We start from the raw sequence: 20,908 nt of genomic DNA, 5'->3' as shown, positions 1-20,908 counted from the left end.
ACTCCCGATATTTTTTCTAATAGTGATTTTTTTAGATATGTTTATAACTCTTTATATTAAGATTAACAAGGAATATATTTTTATGTTCCATTTTCTCATTTACTATTGCTATCACTAAACTTTTCAACTTTTATGAGGACTGTAACCCAATGTTCCGTGAATTCGAATGTTATTAAACCAATGAACATAATCATTAAGTTCAAAAGACAGCTGTTCAAAGGCAGAGAATTGCTTACTGTTTGCGAATTCAGTCTTAAAAACTTTAAACGTCGCTTTGGCAACGGCATTGTCATAAGGACATCCTTTCATGCTAATTGAATATTGTATACCAAACGTTTCTATGGCTTCTGAAATTAGTTTATTATTAAATTCTTTTCCATAGTCTGTCCTTTTCCATCGATACGAGCATGTAAAACCACTTAACTATTGCTATTTGCTATTTTCTGTTTCTGAATAAGGCCAATGTAGTTTCAACATCCTTTTATACTAATGAATTTATAAGTTATAAATGGATATAGAAGTATGAAACTATATAAGTTGTTTCGTTATATAACTAATTCGCACTTAAATAAACATTAATTTTGAATCTAAAAGCTTTTTTTCACTTTACCACATATACAAGAAGATTCATTATCTTCATCTTCAATAACATCATCAATTTCCCATTCTAACACAGCAGTATTCCATGACTTATTTACCGATTTTTCAATGACTGTATTAATTAAATTTTTCACATAAATTGAACTCATATTATCCTCCTCAAATTTATTATTTTTTTGATCGATAATCATTAATTGTATATAAGTTAATAATGTTTGTGGTCTTCATTCATATATATATTGATTAGAGTACTATTTTAATATAGAAATACACACACTTCTTGGTAGCTTAGCACCTTTGTATCCTCTGGCTTAAGCGGAATCTAATTTTAATTACTTACCTGGCTTCAGAGATTACCAGATGTGTTATTGTTTTTAGAAACAACCATTCTATCTAATTACTAAAATAACATGTTAGATGTAAGCCATAAGTATCTTTTAAATAAGTATCAGTTGCCAGAATAATTTGCTTCATTGAATCTGTGATTTCTAATATCGAGACTCCCGGTTGAACAATTGATATTTCAAACTCTGTTTCAAAACCAGATTTCACCATCTTCTTTAGCATATGAAGAGTGTGTAAGTCCCCCTTCTCAAACCTAGTCTCATCATAGTTTCTCTGTCTCATAGTTTCTCGTACAATCATTCGTTGAACAATTTTTAAGACATTATCATTCCACATAATAGATTTTTCGGCTTGACCACATACTTCATATAGGTCAGAAACACGAGCACCAGGATTTTCTCCGTGTGAGTATTTACAATGATACAGATGAAATACTACTTTTCGATGTTCCTCATTAATTTTGACCGAAACAACATCTGCAATTTCTCCCGATCCATCATCATCAAAAATAATATCTGATGTCTGATCTACAATATTATGTATCGTAGCGTATTGAATTGAATCAGTCTTTCTTGCTCTTCCTTGTGATTCAGATTTAATATTGACTCCAAGTCCATTCCAATCGATAGCAAAAAGAGATTCTGATGGCAAATCGATGCTACTTTTTGGTTTGATAACTGTTTTTAAATTTTCTTGAACTACAATAATAGTTCCATCACTTTGTATGAACGATACTTCCGGTGAATATTCGTACAGATAATCAGTCATTTTAAAAGATTTATTACCGGCTTTCACAATTAGCTCTTCACCTTCGATTTGCTTGAAACTATATGATGTCTCATTAATAATCTGCTCAAAGACAAATTTCCGTTCATTTATCCAAAATTCAAAACGAAGATTTCCATTAACTAAACAAGGATTCTTTAAATCCGTTTGAAAGAATGGAAATGCCTTTTGTTCTTTAGAAATATACAACTGCTTCGTTGATGAGTTAGAAATTTCTATTATTTCTGGTAACAATATTTTGTAAGGGACACCTTTTGGAAATTCTTTGATAATTTCTAAGGCGAGCGAATTATTTAATATATTATTCGTATCAATAGTATCATCCAATATCTTATTCCCAATATTCTGACACCATTCTGTCCAAAAGTTTATCCGTTCTATCCAACGCATCCATACCTTTCCTTTATACGAACAACCAATACTAATGCGTCCTCCAGCTTGATAACCATAACCGAATAAATTAGATTTAGTTGAACCAGATACAACAGCCTCACTAATTCCAGACTTAATATCAGTACCAGCAAACATTCTAAAGCTAATCCTTCCGCTAGGTTTTTGCTTTAATCCCAACGTTCCAATCATCAACCGATTAATTCCATCTAAACTTCGATATATCGAATCTCCCTTAATTGCTGATGCTTCAGGAAACATACTATCCACAAGTCGGTTTCCCTTTCCAGTATCAGTTTCGTTTATATGAATGATTCCATTGTCTTTATCAAAAAACAATACAAAAAAATCATAATCGTATTGAACTATATCCTTTTGATCTGACCAGACAACTTTTGTTTCAATTTCCTCAATAAAAATATAAACGGAATCTTCTTCATTTATTAAATGTGTAGTTCTATCTTGGTCCAAAACTTTTTTCCATCCGTTTACAATAGTTCTTTTTGAAGAGGATCGAAACATTCTGGTACTTATTTTTATCTTTAATTGGGATAAATCTATCTCCTTCGCATGACCTTTTTCAAACTTACCAATAAATTCACTAAGTTCAACTTCTTTATCGATAGCTTGATTTGAACGGATATTAAGAAGTTGATTCCAATCGGAATTTTGATGATATAACTCTTCAATCGCTTCCTTCAAATCGTCCATTGCCACATTCGTAATGAGCTTTGCATTTCCTAGCTTATTGCCACTTGTTCGAGCGAATCGTCCAATGAATTGAAGTGTAATCGGAAGCGACTTATATTTATCGTGAATTGCTGCAATTTTCAGTGTTGGAATATCAATGCCTTCACCAAACATATCTACACAAACTACAATTTTTGCTTTACCACTTTTAACTTGCTGCAAGTTTTCTTTTCTCTGGGCAGGGCGAATACCAGTGTGAATAACAACTGGATTATACTTTTTATATTGAGAGTAAATTTTTTCATACAGCTCATTAGCTCGTTTTCGGCTGTTTGCTCTCGCTAAAAGTACATGCTCATATCCTTTCTCCAAATCTTCATCTAATTGTTTTATAGCAATTTTTGCAATTTCCCTGTCAGACTTTCGCTCATCAAATTCTTGAATTGGATAAAAATCGATAGGTTTGAAATAACCAGCTTTTTGTGCCAATGCCAAACCATAATTGAAAATTATCTTACCATCAATTTTTTTCCCATCATTTCTAAATGGTGTTGCAGTAAATTGTAGAATTTTTTTACCTATAAATCTTTCTCTCACTGTTCCCCAATCGGGAGCAGCAAGATGATGCGCTTCGTCAAATATTACAACCTCTACTTTTTCAAGCAGTTTACCCCAAACTGAAGAAGTCATATTTTTAATCATACCGGGAGTTGAAACAATTATATTAGCCTCCTCAATGGCATCAATCAGAACATTTTCATCCTCTTCTTTCACTTTTGACTTATAAAGAAAAGTCGTTGGATAAATAATTTCATCTGATATCATTTTTAATTCTGGAAGTATACCAAAATGCCTCGCTCCTTCAAAAATTTGTTCCCTCAATAGATTAGACGGTACAATGATAAGCGTTGAAGTAATTCTCTCAGAAATTATCGTAGTATACATTGTTTCAGATTTCCCTGTTCCAGTAGGTAAGACAACTGTTGCTGGAGAATTTGATGTTGCCCAATGTGCACGAATTGCAGATAATGCTCCAAATTGGGGTAAGCGTAAACCAATCTCATCTTCATTTCGAGAAACCCTCTCATAATATGACTCTTTCCAACTATTAATAATTTCTTCTCGGTCGAAGATTCTTCCTTCATCATCCGTACACCGACTTAATTTGTTATCACGACCGATTTTTGTAATTATATTTTTATATTTTCCCAAATGATCCCTTCTTTCTGTAAGCGCGTTTAATTTAATATTGCAACATATAAAAAATGTATTTTATACGAAAATAAGTTCCCTTTTAATTAGGTTACACAATTGGATGACTGTTGTTTTTGTAATCTGAAAAGTTAACCGAATTTTCCAACAAATCATTCGCAAGTATTACTTTCAATAAATCCTCATTGTAGCTGTACAATTCTTGAATCATTTTCTCTTAATTCAATTGACCTTCAAGCTAGTATTTGTCATCAAATTTCTCGAAAACCTCGCTTATGCGATTCCTCCAACAATTTTAAAATTCTATCTATTTTTTCATTTACCTGTATAGTTTGCTTTAAATGATAAACTTCTTTACTTACCAAATGTTTAGAACTGGAATTAATATCTTCAGTAATAATCCTGCTAATTCGATTCAATTCATTTGCCCGCTCTTCAACACCTCGTTGTACGGCAATATAATATTCTTTGGTATCTTCTAATTTTTTGTTTCGATTCACCAAAAACTTATTCTGACCAGCGAGACTGTAATATTTTTCAACAATCACTTTTCCTACAATTTCTAATGTTTTATCTACAATATTATCAATATCATTTTCATCTATATTCTTGTTTTGATAGCTTTAAAAAAAAACAGATAGAAATAGCGAAATATCATCTCGCCACTTATTATTTACAAAGAAATCAATTGGTTCTTCTTCCACTTTCTTAAACGTATCACTTAATGCAAATGACCGTATCGCTTCTACTGCTGTATGATTATATAGTTTTTTAGGTCTTCCTCTACCGCCGGTCTTTTCTACCTTATATTGTGGTTTCCCTAAAAAGCCAATTTCCTTATCAAAATCTACAGTATCCGTTTGCCTCGAAAAATCTGTTTTCGATATTTTCTTTTCCATTTTCGCCTAACTCTTCTATAGCTTCATCTATGGTGTACCATCTCTGCTTTAACTCTTCTATAGCACTTATTTGCCAGTCATGCATTAAAATCCACCTCACTAAAAAAATATGGCTATTCTATCAACCATTATATCATTTATTTCCATTATTTCTTAAAAATCTCTTGCCTCATAATTGAGATAGAAAGTTAATTGCGCAATACTTTCACAATTAATATAGAGAGGAGGAACAAGCTTATGTTTGTTGAAGGTTATCACTTGTCTTTCATGAAATGGTCATATCCAGATATATACAGTTTTGATTGTTTCTTAAAAGATTTTAAAAGCGAATTAAACATAAGTAACATTGAGGATAATCTTGAGTTTCTTGGAGATTATAGAGACAAATTAAGAGAACATGCTGTTACTCTTAATTTTGGAAATTGCAAATTAAAAGTTCAAGGAATAGATGAAGCAGTTGCACAATTCGAGGGGCTTGAATATGTATTAGAAAGACTATAAAAAATTAAACTAATAGAAAGAGGTTTTGCACTATGCCTATAGCAAATGCATGGGTTTTCACAGAAACTAATTTCAAAGCAGATAAGTTTTTAACAAACACACAAAACATTTAAAGATTGGTCTCACAACGACCGATATAAGTAAAAAATATCCAGATGAAAAAGGCGTCACTTTAACTTTGTTAATTACTAAAGATGATACTGATTACGGTATTGATAAGAAAACATGATTTAAGTGTGATAATAACGCATTAAATTCTTTTGACGTGACTATCTTGAACGGTAAAGAATTGGTCAATGTTCGAAAATGTGAATATGTACGTTTAATTGATATCATTCAAGAAAAATCTTTTGTGATCAGTTTTGACTTGTTTCTTCGATTTAGAGATGTGGAAAAAATCAATGTTCAAACAAAGTAAATTAAGAACACAGAGACAGCAAAACCTTTTCTATTAACTTAAACATCCAATTATCATTTGGGAAGTTCTCCTCCACGAATGGTTTTAATACATTTTATTAATAATTTCTACTTCAACGGATTTTCCAATTCCTCTGCTTGAAGTACTAACGCAGTTAATCCTGTTTCGCTTCCACTAATATGTCCTTCACCTTTTTTCCAAAATACTCCCTGACCACTTTTAATAGCTTTTCTTTTTTGGTCTTCCCCTTCTACCCATCCTTCGCCTTCTACTACTATGAAAAGCTGAGGCACTGGTGCTTTATGGTATCCAACAATTCCTCCTTGCTCAATGTTAATAAAACCCATATTAGTAGGTGACTGTGTTTTCATTAACTTTGAGTAAAATGCAGATACAGAGTTATAATTAGTAATTTCTTTAGCTTTCTCTTTTCCAAATTCTAAAATCTTCATCTATTTCCCTCCAAACTATTTCATTTATCATTTTACCATTTACTTATTTTTCTAAAAAATCATTGAACAATGCTGATTCGTAAGTTTAAAATGGATTTTAAATAGTAAGGAAAAAATTAATACTATAGCCTTTTAAAGAGGTTTACTTATAGAAAGGATGAGAATTAATGTATATACCAAAAGCATTTGAGGTTAAAGATAAGATAAAATATTTAATTTTATAAGAGATAACAATTTTGGTATTCTATTTTCGCAAGTTGATGCACAACCATTTGCTACCCATCTGCCTTTTTTATTGGAAGAAAAAGGTGGAGAAAATACTATTTTAACTAGCCATATGGCGAAATCCAACCCCCATTGGAAAACGTTGAATAACAAAGAAGTATTGGTTGTTTTTTCAGGTCCACATTCATATATATCACCTATTTGGTATCGAGAACCAAATACTGTTTCAACTTGGAATTACGTTGCTGTACATATTTATGGAAAAGTAAAAATCATTGAAAATGAGGAACGCTTATTAGAGATACTGGAACAAACTGTACGTTTTTACGAAGGTAAATATGGTGAGAATGCAGAGATGCCTAAAAATGATCAATTTATTCAAGGGTTGATGAAAGGAATTGTTGGTTTTGAACTTGAAATTAATCGAATTGAAGGTAAATGGAAACTAAATCAAAACCATTCTATTGAAAGACAATTCAATACTATTGAAGGATTACGAAAAACTAGTGATCAAAACGCAAATGCAATTGCTAATTTAATGGAAGAAAATATAAAATAATAAACAATGTTTTACCGAGTAAGATTTTAATATATTACTATTTACAAAACATTGGTTTTTCTAAATCACCAATAGCATCTTGTAGTGTCACATAAGGAAGAAGGCCCTCCCCTTCTCCATGAGTTGGTTCAGGGAATACATACTCAAAATCTAAATCCTCACGAACTCCAACTAAGAAAACACGTTCCCTTAATTGAGGAACTCCATAATCCCTTGCATTTACAAGCTTGTCATATACGCGATAACCTGCTGCTTCGAAATCTTGCTTGATTTGGCGAAAAGCTTCGCCACAACCGAGTGTTAACATTCCTTTTACATTTTCAGCAATAAAAATTTCAGGTTTTGTTTGCATGAGACATCTAATATAGTGGATATATAAAAAGTTACGCTCATCATCTATTAAGCGTGGTCCCGCTTCACTGAATCCAGGACATGGGAAGCCACCCAACACAATATTTGCAGTTGGAAATTCCATTACTCGACGAATATCTTTTTGATGAACATAAACACTTTCAGGGAAATTAGCTTTATATGTTTCTAGCGCCTCACTGAACATATCATTTGCATATACTTTATGAAAAACACTTTCATGTCGTTTTTCGTTAAATGCTTCACGATCACGTAATACTTTATCTGTCATTTCTTTTCCAATGACCGCATCTAAACCTGCGAGTTCCACGCCTAAATCAAGTCCACCTGCACCGCAAAAAAGTGAAGTGACATTAAATTTATCTCGATTATATGTTAAATCTTCATCAGTAAAATCACGTTCATCTATTTTATAAAGTTCTTTCTCTTCTTCAATTTTTTCTTGTAAGATTTCTTGTATTTGTTCTTTTGTTAAATCGGGAGCAGGTTTGAATTTTCCTCTACCACGTTCTCTTATTTCTTCCATTTGACCAACTCCATTCGACAAAATCTGATATATTTAAGTTTATAAGTTATTAGGAACTTTTACAATGGAAAAGACTACCCAAATGGATAGCCTTTTACCCTTTATTGATATTCTGTTTGCTACAATTTCGTCGGACATTTCTGTTGGTTCGTTCGTGAATCTAACTTTATTAAATATAAAGTAGTAGAAAAGTTTATCAAAAATCGTTTCGTCTTCTTCTTTTTTACTCTGTAAATACTGATACCTCGGGCTCACCTCTTCGCTTACCAAACCGTCCGTTTCTGGCTAAAAAAAGGCATATAAAAAAACACAATCTTTGCGAGACTAGGATAGTAGCACGTAAAGATTGTGTCATATTTGTTTGGCTGAATGATAATTAATCTTGAGATAAATACAACCAATTTTTTTCTTTAATTAATTTTATTTTATATGAAGAACCTACAAAGTCTAACATTTTTTGATAAGCTTGAACATTATTATCATCATCATATACGTCTTTTTGAACATATTCTTGAATGATAAAATTCGTTAATGAGTTTGTATTTACAAATTCACTAAAAAATTCCCTTAACATGACAGAATCTTCTTTTTTCAAAGGTTCATCATTTATAAGATAAATTCTAAAAACATTAAGAATTTCGTTGATATCTTCTTCATCCATGTAGCATAGAGGTTCTATTTTTTTATCCTCTTCTGTAAATGGTTGCTTAGTATCTTCAATTATTGCATATGACAAAATATTTTCATCTTTAAATACACGATAAACTTCTAAGTCACTCAAATTTAATACTCTATTAAGTGAAATCAAAATTACACCCTCTTATCCAAATATAAAGCTGGGACCAGCCTTTATTATTTGCCAAACCGTTATACCTGCAGCTATAGCAACACCAATTAGTAGTTCATAAGGTGCTAGAATTAGATCTGACCAGAAAATTCACTTGCAACCATACTCTTTTATCTATTTTCTCTGTAATTTTTTCTATAATTGCTGTAAGCTCGTAACCATCAAGTTTTCCTATATAATTCCATTATATCAACCGTGCGGTATTTTAATATAAATATATATTTTAAACTTTACGCCACGAAGTATATATTGGGTTTTAAGTTTGTAGAGATTTTAGGCGATGAAGAATCAGATAGATAGAAAGAAGGAGAGTACAGCGTGTCTTTTATTGCAACAACAATTTTTACAGTAGTAATAACAGCATTTTTCGTTTTAATGCTGTTATTATTTTTTAAAAGTAGTCAGTAGATTTGGGAGAGTATATGCTCTTCTACAAATAAGGTCTTGAGAGAGTAGTAAAGGCTACTCTCTTTTATTCTTTGCAGAATTAATACAATCCTTTCGATTACTTGTCGCCACTTCTTCTTTCTAAACTTTTATAAACCATTTCAATCTATTTGGACTGAAATATCCGATAATCTATTGAAGTGATTTATATAAGATTTCTGTGTATTGAAATCATTAATAAAATGGAAACTATTAATTTCTGAAAATGTATTATATATTAATTCTTCTTGATTATTATTTGATATATACTTCATCGGATAATTTTCAGCCCAAGCGAATTGTGTTGAAGTGAAATTTGCTGTTGTAACAATGAGTAAATCATCCACAATTATAAACTTATCGTGGATTAGTGGATAGTTGTATTTTTGTGAAATGTTAGCAAAACCCTTCATTGAAGCTTCTGCTTCAGCTGGATAGGCTACACTAAGTTGGACATTAAAAATGAGGGCTAGTACAATTACTCTAACAAACAAAAGGAGCGTGCTACTATGCCTCGCCAACGTCGAACTTTTACAGCTGATTTTAAATTACAAATGGTCAAGCTCTTCGAAAATGGAAAATCCCGTGCAGATATTTGTAGAGAGTATGATTTAACGCCATCTGCGTTAGATAAATGGATCAAAAATCATGGGAATTCAGGTTCATTTTCTGCCAAGGACAATCGTTCAGAAGAAGAAAATGAACTCATTGAACTTCGAAAAGAATTACAACGATTACGAATGGAGAATGACATTTTAAAGCAAGCCGCGCTGATCATGGGACGAAAATAGATGTGATTCGCAATAATGCTCACAAATATTCGGTATCAGCAATGTGTGACGTCCTAGATATTCCTCGAAGTACTTACTATTATCAAATGAGCTTACGAGAAAAAGATGTACAACACCAGCAAGAACAAGAGTTGATGGTAGCAATAGAAAGCATCTTTAAAGCAAGTCGAAATAACTATGGCACACGTAAAATTAAAGTAGAATTAAAAAAGCAAGGACTAATTGTTTCGCGGCGTAAAATTGGTCGTATTATGAAAAGACTAGGGCTAATTTCAAATTACACCGTAGCCCAATTTAAACCCCATCGTTCAACTTGTAACGAAGCACCTATCCAGAATAAATTACAACGCCAGTTCCAGCAGGAACAAGAATTCGCAGTAGTTGTCAGTGATTTAACATACGTTCGTGTCAATGGAAAATGGCACTACGTCTGTTTATTTGTCGACCTTTATAACCGAGAAATCATTGGGCATAGTGCCGGAGCAAATAAAGATGCAGCACTTGTATATAGAGCATTGGCAAGCATTAAGAATAACTTAAACAACATTAAAATATTCCATACAGACCGTGGTAAAGAATTTGATAACAAACTAATTTCAGAAGCCTTAGAAACGTTTGGTATACAACGTTCACTTAGCATGAAAGGATGCCCTTATGACAATGCCGTAGCCGAAGCGATGTTTAAAGTTTTTAAGACAGAATTCGCAAACAGTAAGCAATTCTCTACCCTTGAACAGCTGTCTTTTGAACTTAATGATTATGTTCATTGGTTTAATAACATTCGAATTCACGGAACATTGGGATACTTAACCCCAATAGAATTCAAGCTACAGTCCTCATAAAAGTTGTACAGTTTAGTGTTGACATTCCAAGCATTACGTTTACCTTGTTTTTGATGAGTGGATAGTGTTTGCTTTAACACTTTTACTTCTAAATCTGGCAATTCTGAAGCTCTTTTAGTAATTGCTTCAACTATACTTTTTGATTTTTTATCAAATGAGTTAATATTACTAATATGCTGTCCGCAAATAAGAATTCTTTTTTTAGCTTGAAGAATGTACGTTATAATTTTGTTTTGTACATAATGATTACTGCCTATTTCGTTATATTTAATAAATGGAGCAGTAAAATAGCAATTAGTGTAGTGACTAGGATCCAATACTTCTGGTGTTACAACAAATCTTTGATTATTCTTGTCCTTAAAGTCTTTATAATTTATAGACCATTTATCTAATAATGAAAAATAATCCTTAAACATCTGCATAGTGGAGTCATCATTAGTTACTATTAGCATATTCTCGCTATGAGGGGGATCACCTAAAGCGAAATTACAAGAAGTTGAAATACATTTAACTTCATCAGGATAGAATGCCAATATAGATTTATTATGCAATGAATAGGAATTACAACCTCTAGATGTTTTTTGTTTATACCATACATATGTATGAGGGAAAATTTTTAATTGTATAGACGGATGATTACAAGCTCTAGTATAGACTTTTTGACCATAATCAAATTTTGAAGATGATATACTTCTTTCTTCGTTTATATATAATTTTTTCTTTTTAGTATCATAGCCACTTAAGGGAATAGAATAAATATTAATCTTACAGCCTTTTCTACTTAATTCTTCAAGGTGTTTATGTAGAAAAGGATTGTTATAGAGAAAAAAAGAAATATGAATTTCATAAGCATCTTGTAACTCATTAAGTAATACATTGAGTAAATATTTTGAGCTACCACGTACATTTTTTAATGAACTATTAGGTATATCAAAAAAACATTGGATAGACATGAGTTTACCTCCAGATAACAGAATGAGAAAATTAAGTCTTTTTCGTGTTACATCTGGGCGAGAAGTTCCTTATCGTCCTACTTCTTAATAAGAAGAAGCCTTCTTTATATGAGGATTTTTTATACTATTCTCCTATATTTAACCATTACACTACCCTTTGGTGCAAATAAAAAAGGAAAAATATTCGTTTATATTTTCCTTGTGAATCGTATTTTGTTGATCAAATAGATTTATAACTCTAGTAGTGACCTTACTTAGCCTTTTACTATTAACTGAACATAGATAAAGAGATAAGTTAGTTTATGTTAACTAGTTTTGTATTGAGTATATATAATTCTTTTTATGAAATATATACCAATTTTTTATTTCTTGTGTTACCATAATATAGTATTATAACCAAAAAGGAGGAGAAGGCTATGGAAAAACTAAAGACTAGTTTTTCACTATTTATGTGTAGTGTTTTGATAGTTTCTACACTTTCTTTAGCTTTCGGAGATACATCCTTAGCTAAAGAAAATGCACCAAGTGAAAATGCAATAATGAAAGATGGTTTAGAAAAACTAATGTCCACAGATGGTGATTTTGTTAAATTTATGGAAGGTATTGAGGAATTACCACCTGGAATTGAAAAACAGGGAGCAGAAAAAGTTGCTAGTTGGTTGACTAAAAAAACAAAAATAGAAGTTACTACGGATGGTGAAAACTTACTTGTTCCATCACTATCTAATTTAAGTATACAAAATTCTGAACAATCTATTGATAGTAATTTAATAACAACTTTTGGAGCTGCGGATTGTATAATTGCTGTTGGATTGTTGATAGGAACTGTTGGCTTTCCTTTATCTAAAATTACAAAATTGAAGAAAGCAATTGATCTTCTTGGCGGAGTAAAGAAGACTGTTGATAGAATTTATAAAAGTTACAAGAAATACAAAGGCTGGAATTACAGAACAAAAGATGCTTGGAAAGCAGCTGTAAATGAATCTGCTAAGGGACTTCCAAAGGATACATTAGATGCGTTTCTTGATTTCTTTAACATAGCCAATGTTATAAATGCTTGCACATAATTTTATAGAATAGGTGGTGATAATCATTAAAACATTACCATTTAAATTAGCAGTTATTATATTGGGGATCTTTCAAATATATTCAATCTACAAAAATTCAGAAAGTGATTTTCGTTCAAGTTTAATTTCAATCTTAATTCTTATAGGTTGTATTATTTTAATAATGCTAGATATTTTCTTTAAAAAAGATAAAGATTCTTCTAAGAAATAGTAAATATAGTGTTAAAGCAAAGGATCTTCCACTTGAAGATCCTTTTTTTCATGTCTATAATACCTCATTAATTATTTCCCCTTATATTTAAGATCATATTAATCGAAGAGAAAAGGACGAATTCTTACTCCCTTGTAAATACGAGAGAACAGCCTAGCCGACCAAAGCATAGGGCGTTTTTCTTCTTTATTAGTAAATAATAGAAGAGTGTAAGACTTTGCAACAACTCCTATCTTCATACCTAGCCAAATTCCAATAACGAACTAGCGAATACAAGTATGCATCTATTGCAAAATAAAAGTGCAGATTTATGCTTCATAGTCCACCTTAGACATATTCCACTAAAACTTTTTCAACTTTTTTGTCAACTTATAGATTTGTCCTGCATATTATAAATTCTGTGATTGTTAGTTTTAGGAAGGGAGCTAATTAGGTAGGGCTTTGTGCTAATTTTGGTTACTCGTAGTCTTTGGAATTGTTTTATCTAAAAAAATAAAAAATGTTCTTTGGAGGGGTTATTATTACTTTATCATCACGTATTTCAAAATTCGTATTAACAGTTTTTTCTATGCTAGCATTATTTGTGGCATTTACTTTTGGTCATGCAAGCAATGCAAAAGCTTCCGTCAATTATGGAGAAGAAGTTTCACAAGTAGCAAAACGTTATTTAAATACTCCTTATAAATGGGGAGGAACGACGCCAAAAGGTTTTGATGCTAGTGGATTTACACAATATGTTTATAAAAAAGCAGCTACTAAAAAGGAGATACCAAGAACAAGTACTTTACAATATAAAGAAGGTAAATCTATTAAACAAAAGCAATTAAATCAAGGTGATTTAGTCTTTTATGCTACAGGAAAAAAAGGAGTAGTATCTTTTGTTGCTATTTACAATGGTGATGGAACTTTTACTGGCGTTACGATGGATGGTGTAAAAGTTGTTAAAATGAACGGAAAGTATTGGAAAGATCGCTATATTGGTGCAAAACGAATTATTAAATAATCTCTAAACAAGATTAGAGGATGGCACAGAACAAAATTAGTTCTTTATAGACCGAATAATTGAATTTAATAGAATTAATTTTATTAAGAGCCTTTCTTTGGAAAAATAGATTCTGCATTGATGATTATCATTTAGAATTATGTGTGAAGTGGAGGACGGCGACTCCTGCGGGAATAGCTTGAGCTGAAAGCCCCACAGGAACGTAGTGACGAGGAGATTGAAGCCAAGCCCGCGGAAAGCGCTGTCTGGAACGGAACACAAAACTAATTGTTAAGAAATATATATAATAGCTTCAATCGAAAAAAAAGAAAATCCGAACAAATGTGAAATTTAAAAAAGAATTTCACATTATAGTTCGGATTATTCATTAGCTATAATACTTTTGTGACAATCTCTTTACGAAATTGCAAACAAGCTCCAACGTATATATCACTTCTTCTTAGCTTCATATACTTTCAACAACTTACCTTTTATTGTTGTGTTCTTCATTTTGTTTAACACAATTGGACCTTTATCATTTAGTATTTCAACATAAGAAAAAGTATCTAATATTGTAATGATACCAATATCCTCTACTGATACTCCGTCAATTTTTGCAATAGTTCCAACAAAATCTACTGCTCTAATCTTCTTCTTTTTACCACCATTAAAGTATAACTTCATGATTTGCTCATTTAATTTTTCACTTTTGGCATGTTTAATCGTTGGATCTACATTCATTTTTGAGTCAAATGCCGTTTTCTTACTTGCTACTTCCTCTTTTGAAGGAGCTACCATTTTCGGAATCTCAAAGCCAATGTATTCTTCAATTGCACTTAAAAACTGATTTTCAAATGGTGTAACAAAAGTGATGGCTTTCCCTTTTTGCCCTGCTCGTCCTGTTCTTCCTGTACGATGGACATAGCTTTCTTTCTCTAATGGAATGTCGTAGTTGATAACATGGGTTATATTATCAATATCAATTCCTCTAGCTGCCACATCTGTAGCAACTAAATAGCGGAATTCTCCTCTTCTAAAGTCATTCATCACAGCAAGTCGATCATCTTGAACCATGCCACCGTGAATTTTATCACAGCTATAACCTAAATCAGCTAATTGTTCATACACAGTATCTACTCGATCTTTTGTTCGACAAAAGATTATGCAACTGTCTGGATTTTCAACAATTGTTACATCTTTGAGCATAGAGAATTTATTGTTGTCTTCCACTTCAACAACAGAATGATCAATCTTATCAGTCGTGAGTCCCGTCGCCTTAATTTCAATATCGATAGGTGTTTTCATATAGTTAAGTGAGAGTTTTTTGATCTCCTCTGGTAAAGTAGCTGAAAATAACATGGTCACTCTTTTTCGAGGTAGCTCTTTAATGATAGCTTCTACCTGTTCGATAAATCCCATGTTTAACATTTCGTCCGCTTCATCGATCACAAGGTAGTTAATCTTATCTAATGACAGAGTACCTTTTTCAATATGATCGAACACACGGCCTGGAGTACCCACGACTACATGTGTTTTTTGCTTTAGTTCTGTTTTTTGTATGGCAAAGGGTTGTTTTCCGTAAATCGCTGTTGCTTTTATCCGTTTAAATCTACCTATATTTATAAAATCCTCTTTCACTTGCACGGCCAATTCTCTCGTTGGTGTCAAGATTAGAGCTTGAGGTTTATTTTCCTTCCAATCAACTAATTCACAAATTGGAATCCCGTATGAAGCAGTCTTCCCACTACCTGTTTGCGATTTTACGACAAGGTCCTTTTTCTCTAATGCAAGAGGTATAACCTTACTTTGAACGGCTGTTGGTTTTTCATATTCTAAACTATCCAGCGCCTTTACTATTTCATTACTTAATTGATAATCTTTAAAACTTTCTTTGCACATAACTAAACCTCTTCTTTTGGGGATTATTTATCCTTATTACTTCCTCGAGATTGTCCCCTTATACAAACTATCATTATACGCTAATTAATAAAAAATGACCTGCTTTACGGCAAGTCAAGATTTATAACATTGTAACTTTAAGTTGAAATTAAAATATTCTCTATCTTTACTTCTGACTGTTTGGCGTTACTTGAAGATGTAGTAACGTTGACTTCATATGCATTAGCTTTTTCGAAAATCAACTTTTGATTTTTATCCAGATAGATGATTATACCATTATTGAAAGGTTCTTTAATTTTAAAGATTGTATTGATAAGTTCGAAATCAGATTCGGTAAAGGGGCCTTTAATTTTAATTTTTTCTATCCCATTGATTCCATTGTCTCTAGAATTAGGCACCATATACTGACGCATGAATTTAACTGACTTTTCATCTTTCATCTGTTGTAGTCCAATCTGCAAAGGAACTCCTTCGAAAAATGGAAAATAACTGTTTCTCCAAGGCATGGCTTTTGTAAACAGTCCTAATCCCCATTTAAATTGTAGATACTGAGGTTTTGTAATATTTGTATCAATCATCTCTTCATAAATTTTATCTAAATCATCTACATCAAGCATCAAACAGATAAGTCCTCTATGTCCCCTATTATATTTTTCTACCCATTCTGCTTTCCACCCACCACCATCATTTTTTAGTAGGTGAATCATTTCAAGATATTCATTTCCAATCCAAATGTTAGATGCTTTAAAGCCTTTTGTTCCTTTTCCCCATTTAGGCTCATATGGAAATCCAGTATTTCGTACTGACTGAATTACAGTTTTATCTGTTTGATACTTCTTATCAATATTTACAACCAAGTGATCGATTCTCAACATTCTCCCCCCAATGAAAATACTCTATAATTCTATTTCTATAACTATTATTAAACTCCTGTTTTCCTATTGATATGGACAAGCTCTTTGGATAAATAATCTTTTTACAGTATCTATAAATTTTTAAATATATCCTATTTTATGGTATTTTATCGAAAAGAAAGGAGGTGAGAATATATTCTTTTTTCCTTTAATAATAGGTATCATTGTTGCAATAGTATTAACAATTGGAGTACGTATGTTAAAAAATAAAGGGTTCTCCAAAAACACGTTTTATGCTTTTACGTTGGCACAATTGCTAATAGGTGTGTTATTTATCGTCTATGGATATGTGGAAGTTAGAGGTTGGGAAGGACTTGCTTTTATGCAATTAGGCACCCCTATCATTCTAGTATCTTTCATTTCGTTTATTGTGTATATTAGTAATTCCAATAAAGTTATTAGAGAATAAGAATTGTATTAAAGAGCTTCAGTTATGTTAATTTTAACTGAAGCTTTTCATTCAACTTTGAATGTTTCGTTCAATGAAGCTAATTGTTATCGCTAATGTTCCCCACTCTTTTTCTTGTTCCGGCGTATAAATCTCATATGTCCCATCTATCATTTCATTAAGTGTCCATCCTTCGCAATCGAAGTCTTTGAAAGGGATATCTTCATACATTTTTTTAAACGTATCATATTTTCTTATTCCTGTTACATGGACTTTTAATATTTCATCTTGTTGAGGAACTTTAATAAATTCGATCATATCACCAACTTTAATTTCCCTTCTCCTTTCATCGTTCAAACGAACTTCTACTTTCTTTTTCCCCTCTATAATCGATTGAAAATATTCTCCGTAAAGTTCCATTTTATGTATCATTCTTGTCACTTCCAGTGTTTATTAAAAATTTTTACATGAACTTTATCTAATCTCCCTATTTTTTTACTTACGTTTAAGTCACGCTTTTTGCTCGTTTGAATAGAGCGTATGCATAAAACGAAGATGCTAAATATAAAAGACCTGCAAAGTAATAGACAAAAATCACACCAAAATAGTCTGATATTAAACCCGTGATAAATACAGAAAAAGTAAACACTAAGTAATATAAGTTATCTTTTGCAGCGTATAGTTTTGCTAAGGATTCCTCCCTTAGTTGTTTTTGAATGAATACTTGCTGAGCAATATCGCGAAGTTGATAGAATGGCCCCATTAGTATTACTAATAAAATGGCTATTACTGCAATCTTATTCAATGCATATAGAAAAACCAAAAAGCTTACAAAGAATGAGCCAATCATAATAGCTCTAAACGGATTAGTTTGAACTTTATGGGAGAATAACATGATTAACATTCCACCCGCTATACTGCCAATGAAATAGCCTGTATTGATGAATCCCCACCATTGTTCTCCTTTGTTTAAGACCTCTTTTACAAATACAAGTGTAATACCACCAATCCATATACCCGAGGCAACTCCTTCTAATATATCCATGTTGGTAATTGTACGAAGGTTATTCCTAGGATTAAATAACATTGTCCATCCAGATTTAAAAGTGGCCCATTTAAGTTTTGTCGCTGAATAAGTTATCGAATTAGCTTTGATTTGAATAGATGTAATAAAAGAAATACATAAAAGAATGATAGATACAAGTAATATCAAAAGTTGTCCATATCTATTTAGCAACACTGCTCCTACCGACCATCCAATTAGAGAAAATACTTGATCCGTTGTACTGATTAAACTGTTTGCCCTTCCTAACTTATATTCAGTAACAGTAGTCGGGATTAAAGCCATTCTAGATGGAGAGGAAAATCCATCAACAAAACCAGCTATCCAAATCAAAAGAAAGATTAAAAATAAAATACTATGTATTGTAGCTTTGTTAAGTAGAATATAAACAGCAAATAAGATAACTATTTGCAAAAACATGGAGCGCTTCAAAATCTTTTGAAGTGGGTACTTTTCGGATATAAATGGGAAAACAAAAGAACTAAAAAATTTTCCAATTACATATACAAACATAACTAAAGGGGATAAGGTGGCTGAATTGGATAATTTATAAATACTTAAGGTCATTGTCATCGTAAATAATGATAAAGCTAATTTGCTAATGGAAATATTGCTCCATAAATAATAGAAACTTGAATTCATAAGCCCTCCAATATAACAGAAAATTGAAATATAATATATTTCATTATAAACCACTTTTGGTTTCATATATTAGAAAATGGATTATTGACTAAAATAATCCTATTAGAACTAATGATCTAGCACTATAAATAAAAATCTTACTTCTTCTACGTAATATAAAAATAGACCATAAAATTCCCAATCGAAAATTTTATGGTTCGACTACAGGTGCCAGGCACTGAAACAATTCTGGAAATAGGATACAAATTAAGTCTTAAATAATAGCTTTAATTAACTTAGAAAACACTCTTGATTTTCAGAGGAAGAGGTACAATGAAATCCCCTATTACTTGTGTTAAATGACATAATTAACGATGTACATCGACAATTTCACCTTCATGAATGGCTTCTATTAAAACCAAAATCCACTTGAGCTTCACTTTCTGGATGCTCTAACCGTTTATATTCTTTTGATTTTTCATCTTCTCTTACTGCTCTACAATCCATTCTAAAAATCAGACTGTGCGATATGCAATCGATACTAATTTGGCTCTATCATTCTTTCCATTTTTTGCGTACAATAGTTTTCGACTTGCTTTAAAGACTAGAATTTCAACTAAATTTGTTCTAGGGTATTTTATGCTTTTGCTTTTTTGTGGCTACTATTAATAAAGGAACACCTAAAATTGTAATGAAAGAAAGAATTGAGAAAGTATAAATTGAATTTTCAATACTGAAAAAAGATAATAATAGACCTCCTAAAGACGGCGCTATTACGTTACCTAATCTACTCAATCCCATAGTACCAAAATATGTACTTTTTAATTTAGATGTTGCTATTTGATCGGTTAAAATGTCTAGCATTGAGAATATTAAGACTTCTCCTATTGTGAAGATTATTATTGTTATGATGAATTGAAATAAGTTTGATGAAAGAGACATAAAAATTAAACTAACACTGATTAGAAAATTTCCCCCAATAATAGAGTTGATCGGAGAAAATTTTTTCATTACATTAATTACTGGGTATTGGATTAATAAAGCAGTAATTGCATTTAAAGATAGAATGATTGAGTAATAACCTGCCCCTTCTTTCATTCTCAAACTTAAATACTGAGGAAATGTAGAATTTAAGTGAGCGTATCCCGAAATTGAGAAAATAACCCCTAATAGTATCATTAAGAATTTTTTATCTTTTCTGATAACTAAAAATACTTTCTTTAAAGTGTTTTTTTCTTCCTCTATATGTACGTTTATAGAACTTGTTATAGATATAGAATGCTGAAAAGATAAAGATATTCCATATAATAAGTAAATTATGCTCGTAATTAAAAAAGGGTATGAGGTCTCACCTGAACCAAGATATAATCCCAGAATCGGACCAATCACTACACCCAAATTAATCGCTGTGTATCGGAAATTAAATATTTGCAAACGATTTTCCTCTTTGGTAATATCAGACAACAGTGCCTTAGAGGCTGGTTCAAAGATCGAATAACACAATCCATTTAATGAATTTAAAATAAAAAATGCAATTACTGAATTTGCTCGAAAAAAAGCAAAGAAGACTACTGACCACAATACAGAACTTATTATCATAGTTTTTCTTTTATCAATGATATCTGAAATATATCCCCCAAAAAAAGATGTGAAAACTCCTACTAATGAACTTGTCGCTATAATTAGCCCTACTATGGTTGGAGAAACACCTTTGATTTGAATAAGATAAATTGATAGAAATGGAATAGTCATAGAAGTTGCTATTCTGCTAATTAGAGTTCCAAAGATAATATTCCAGCCTAACGGATGGATTTGCAAAATTCTTGTTTTCAATAAACCCCCTCCACTTCTTTCAGCTTATAATTGAGCAGAAGAATTTAGACAGTATTGTAAATAAAAACAGCCTAATATTTCGGCTGCTTTTATTGGTGT

The 20,908-nt window shown here is 31.6% G+C and carries 20 protein-coding genes and 1 pseudogene; 6 read left to right on the top strand and 15 right to left on the bottom strand.

What is annotated here, in order from left to right; genetic code table 11:
• Positions 1-123 precede the first annotated feature (123 nt).
• From D1606_RS15565 to D1606_RS15550, 5 genes and pseudogenes are all read right to left on the bottom strand, one after another.
• Positions 124-387 (bottom strand): annotated as a pseudogene (locus D1606_RS15565) (IS3 family transposase); the annotation flags it as partial.
• A 200-nt stretch (positions 388-587) separates the two neighbouring features.
• A complete protein-coding gene (locus D1606_RS18840) occupies positions 588-749 on the bottom strand; it encodes a hypothetical protein (protein ID WP_158582401.1) in 162 nt (53 codons plus the stop codon).
• A gap of 244 nt (positions 750-993) precedes the next feature.
• Positions 994-4,023, bottom strand: coding sequence for a DEAD/DEAH box helicase (locus D1606_RS15560; protein ID WP_199670769.1), 3,030 nt, complete (start codon positions 4,021-4,023; stop codon positions 994-996).
• A gap of 251 nt (positions 4,024-4,274) precedes the next feature.
• Positions 4,275-4,571: a hypothetical protein gene (locus tag D1606_RS15555; RefSeq protein WP_119416931.1), complete on the bottom strand. Its 297-nt coding sequence runs from the start codon at positions 4,569-4,571 to the stop codon at positions 4,275-4,277.
• 75 nt (positions 4,572-4,646) lie between these two features.
• Positions 4,647-4,922, bottom strand: coding sequence for a hypothetical protein (locus D1606_RS15550; protein ID WP_119416930.1), 276 nt, complete (start codon positions 4,920-4,922; stop codon positions 4,647-4,649).
• A 237-nt stretch (positions 4,923-5,159) separates the two neighbouring features.
• On the opposite strand from D1606_RS15550, the gene D1606_RS15545 reads away from it, so the two are divergent.
• Positions 5,160-5,423 (top strand): dimerization/docking domain-containing protein, encoded by a 264-nt coding sequence (locus D1606_RS15545; RefSeq protein WP_119416929.1) that lies wholly within the window; start codon positions 5,160-5,162, stop codon positions 5,421-5,423.
• Between the two features lie 525 nt (positions 5,424-5,948).
• Here D1606_RS15545 and D1606_RS15535 read toward each other — a convergent pair.
• A complete protein-coding gene (locus D1606_RS15535; protein WP_119416928.1) occupies positions 5,949-6,293 on the bottom strand; it encodes a cupin domain-containing protein in 345 nt (114 codons plus the stop codon).
• Positions 6,294-6,501: 208 nt separating this feature from the next.
• On the opposite strand from D1606_RS15535, the gene D1606_RS15530 reads away from it, so the two are divergent.
• The gene (locus D1606_RS15530; RefSeq protein ID WP_369973818.1) at positions 6,502-7,077 is read left to right on the top strand and encodes an FMN-binding negative transcriptional regulator; all 576 of its coding nucleotides are present in this window, start codon (positions 6,502-6,504) and stop codon (positions 7,075-7,077) included.
• 37 nt (positions 7,078-7,114) lie between these two features.
• Here the strand turns inward: D1606_RS15530 and D1606_RS15525 are convergent, their stop codons facing one another.
• From D1606_RS15525 to D1606_RS15515, 3 genes are all read right to left on the bottom strand, one after another.
• The gene (locus D1606_RS15525; protein ID WP_119416927.1) at positions 7,115-7,972 is read right to left on the bottom strand and encodes a DNA cytosine methyltransferase; all 858 of its coding nucleotides are present in this window, start codon (positions 7,970-7,972) and stop codon (positions 7,115-7,117) included.
• 376 nt (positions 7,973-8,348) lie between these two features.
• Entirely contained in the window at positions 8,349-8,780 is a 432-nt protein-coding gene (locus tag D1606_RS15520; RefSeq protein ID WP_119416926.1) for a terpene synthase, read from the bottom strand.
• A 587-nt stretch (positions 8,781-9,367) separates the two neighbouring features.
• Positions 9,368-9,739 (bottom strand): hypothetical protein, encoded by a 372-nt coding sequence (locus D1606_RS15515; RefSeq protein ID WP_119416925.1) that lies wholly within the window; start codon positions 9,737-9,739, stop codon positions 9,368-9,370.
• A gap of 15 nt (positions 9,740-9,754) precedes the next feature.
• Here D1606_RS15515 and D1606_RS15510 point away from each other — a divergent pair.
• Positions 9,755-10,878 (top strand): IS3 family transposase gene (locus D1606_RS15510; RefSeq protein ID WP_119416924.1). Its coding sequence is split into 2 segments (ribosomal slippage): positions 9,755-10,001 and positions 10,001-10,878, totalling 1,125 coding nucleotides; the frame shifts between segments, so codons are not numbered across the junction.
• On the opposite strand, the gene D1606_RS15505 is transcribed toward D1606_RS15510, so the two are convergent.
• Positions 10,824-11,831, bottom strand: a complete 1,008-nt coding sequence (locus D1606_RS15505; RefSeq protein ID WP_119416923.1) for a hypothetical protein — start codon at positions 11,829-11,831, stop codon at positions 10,824-10,826. The two genes, D1606_RS15510 and D1606_RS15505, sit on opposite strands and share 55 nt — an antisense overlap.
• 416 nt (positions 11,832-12,247) lie before the next feature.
• Here D1606_RS15505 and D1606_RS15500 point away from each other — a divergent pair, with 416 nt between their 5' ends.
• A complete protein-coding gene (locus D1606_RS15500; RefSeq protein ID WP_119416922.1) occupies positions 12,248-12,898 on the top strand; it encodes a hypothetical protein in 651 nt (216 codons plus the stop codon).
• A gap of 779 nt (positions 12,899-13,677) precedes the next feature.
• Positions 13,678-14,112, top strand: coding sequence for a C40 family peptidase (locus tag D1606_RS15495; protein WP_233548135.1), 435 nt, complete (start codon positions 13,678-13,680; stop codon positions 14,110-14,112).
• A 429-nt stretch (positions 14,113-14,541) separates the two neighbouring features.
• Here D1606_RS15495 and D1606_RS15490 read toward each other — a convergent pair whose 3' ends face one another.
• Both D1606_RS15490 and D1606_RS15485 read right to left on the bottom strand, forming a co-directional pair.
• Positions 14,542-15,990, bottom strand: a complete 1,449-nt coding sequence (locus D1606_RS15490) for a DEAD/DEAH box helicase (RefSeq protein WP_119416921.1) — start codon at positions 15,988-15,990, stop codon at positions 14,542-14,544.
• A 137-nt stretch (positions 15,991-16,127) separates the two neighbouring features.
• Positions 16,128-16,862 carry a hypothetical protein gene (locus D1606_RS15485; RefSeq protein WP_119416920.1) on the bottom strand — a complete coding sequence of 245 codons (735 nt, stop codon included), beginning with the start codon at positions 16,860-16,862 and terminating at the stop codon, positions 16,128-16,130.
• A gap of 127 nt (positions 16,863-16,989) precedes the next feature.
• Between D1606_RS15485 and D1606_RS19365 the strand changes: the two genes are divergently transcribed.
• Complete coding sequence (locus D1606_RS19365) at positions 16,990-17,313, top strand: YesK family protein (RefSeq protein ID WP_119416919.1); 324 nt, start codon at positions 16,990-16,992, stop codon at positions 17,311-17,313.
• 51 nt (positions 17,314-17,364) lie between these two features.
• On the opposite strand, the gene D1606_RS15475 is transcribed toward D1606_RS19365, so the two are convergent.
• From D1606_RS15475 to D1606_RS15465, 3 genes are all read right to left on the bottom strand, one after another.
• Positions 17,365-17,724, bottom strand: a complete 360-nt coding sequence (locus tag D1606_RS15475) for an ASCH domain-containing protein (protein ID WP_119416918.1) — start codon at positions 17,722-17,724, stop codon at positions 17,365-17,367.
• A 73-nt stretch (positions 17,725-17,797) separates the two neighbouring features.
• Positions 17,798-18,997 carry an MFS transporter gene (locus D1606_RS15470; protein ID WP_158582400.1) on the bottom strand — a complete coding sequence of 400 codons (1,200 nt, stop codon included), beginning with the start codon at positions 18,995-18,997 and terminating at the stop codon, positions 17,798-17,800.
• 606 nt (positions 18,998-19,603) lie between these two features.
• A complete protein-coding gene (locus tag D1606_RS15465) occupies positions 19,604-20,809 on the bottom strand; it encodes an MDR family MFS transporter (protein ID WP_119416916.1) in 1,206 nt (401 codons plus the stop codon).
• Between the last annotated feature and the right edge of the window lie 99 nt (positions 20,810-20,908).

Source organism: Rummeliibacillus sp. POC4, from assembly GCF_003576525.1.
In the GTDB taxonomy this organism is placed as follows: Bacteria; Bacillota; Bacilli; order Bacillales_A; family Planococcaceae; genus Rummeliibacillus.
Note: the sequence above shows the minus strand (reverse complement) of the source record. Positions and strands in the feature narration are given on the sequence as shown.

Coding starts and splice junctions, on each gene's coding strand:
- D1606_RS18840 (WP_158582401.1), bottom strand. CDS start 749: ATGAGTTCAATTTATGTGAAAAATTTAATTAATACAGTCATTGAAAAA.
- D1606_RS15550 (WP_119416930.1), bottom strand. CDS start 4,922: ATGGAAAAGAAAATATCGAAAACAGATTTTTCGAGGCAAACGGATACT.
- D1606_RS15545 (WP_119416929.1), top strand. CDS start 5,160: ATGTTTGTTGAAGGTTATCACTTGTCTTTCATGAAATGGTCATATCCA.
- D1606_RS15535 (WP_119416928.1), bottom strand. CDS start 6,293: ATGAAGATTTTAGAATTTGGAAAAGAGAAAGCTAAAGAAATTACTAAT.
- D1606_RS15525 (WP_119416927.1), bottom strand. CDS start 7,972: ATGGAAGAAATAAGAGAACGTGGTAGAGGAAAATTCAAACCTGCTCCC.
- D1606_RS15505 (WP_119416923.1), bottom strand. CDS start 11,831: ATGTCTATCCAATGTTTTTTTGATATACCTAATAGTTCATTAAAAAAT.
- D1606_RS15500 (WP_119416922.1), top strand. CDS start 12,248: ATGGAAAAACTAAAGACTAGTTTTTCACTATTTATGTGTAGTGTTTTG.
- D1606_RS15495 (WP_233548135.1), top strand. CDS start 13,678: ATGCTAGCATTATTTGTGGCATTTACTTTTGGTCATGCAAGCAATGCA.
- D1606_RS15490 (WP_119416921.1), bottom strand. CDS start 15,990: ATGTGCAAAGAAAGTTTTAAAGATTATCAATTAAGTAATGAAATAGTA.
- D1606_RS15475 (WP_119416918.1), bottom strand. CDS start 17,724: ATGATACATAAAATGGAACTTTACGGAGAATATTTTCAATCGATTATA.
- D1606_RS15470 (WP_158582400.1), bottom strand. CDS start 18,997: ATGAATTCAAGTTTCTATTATTTATGGAGCAATATTTCCATTAGCAAA.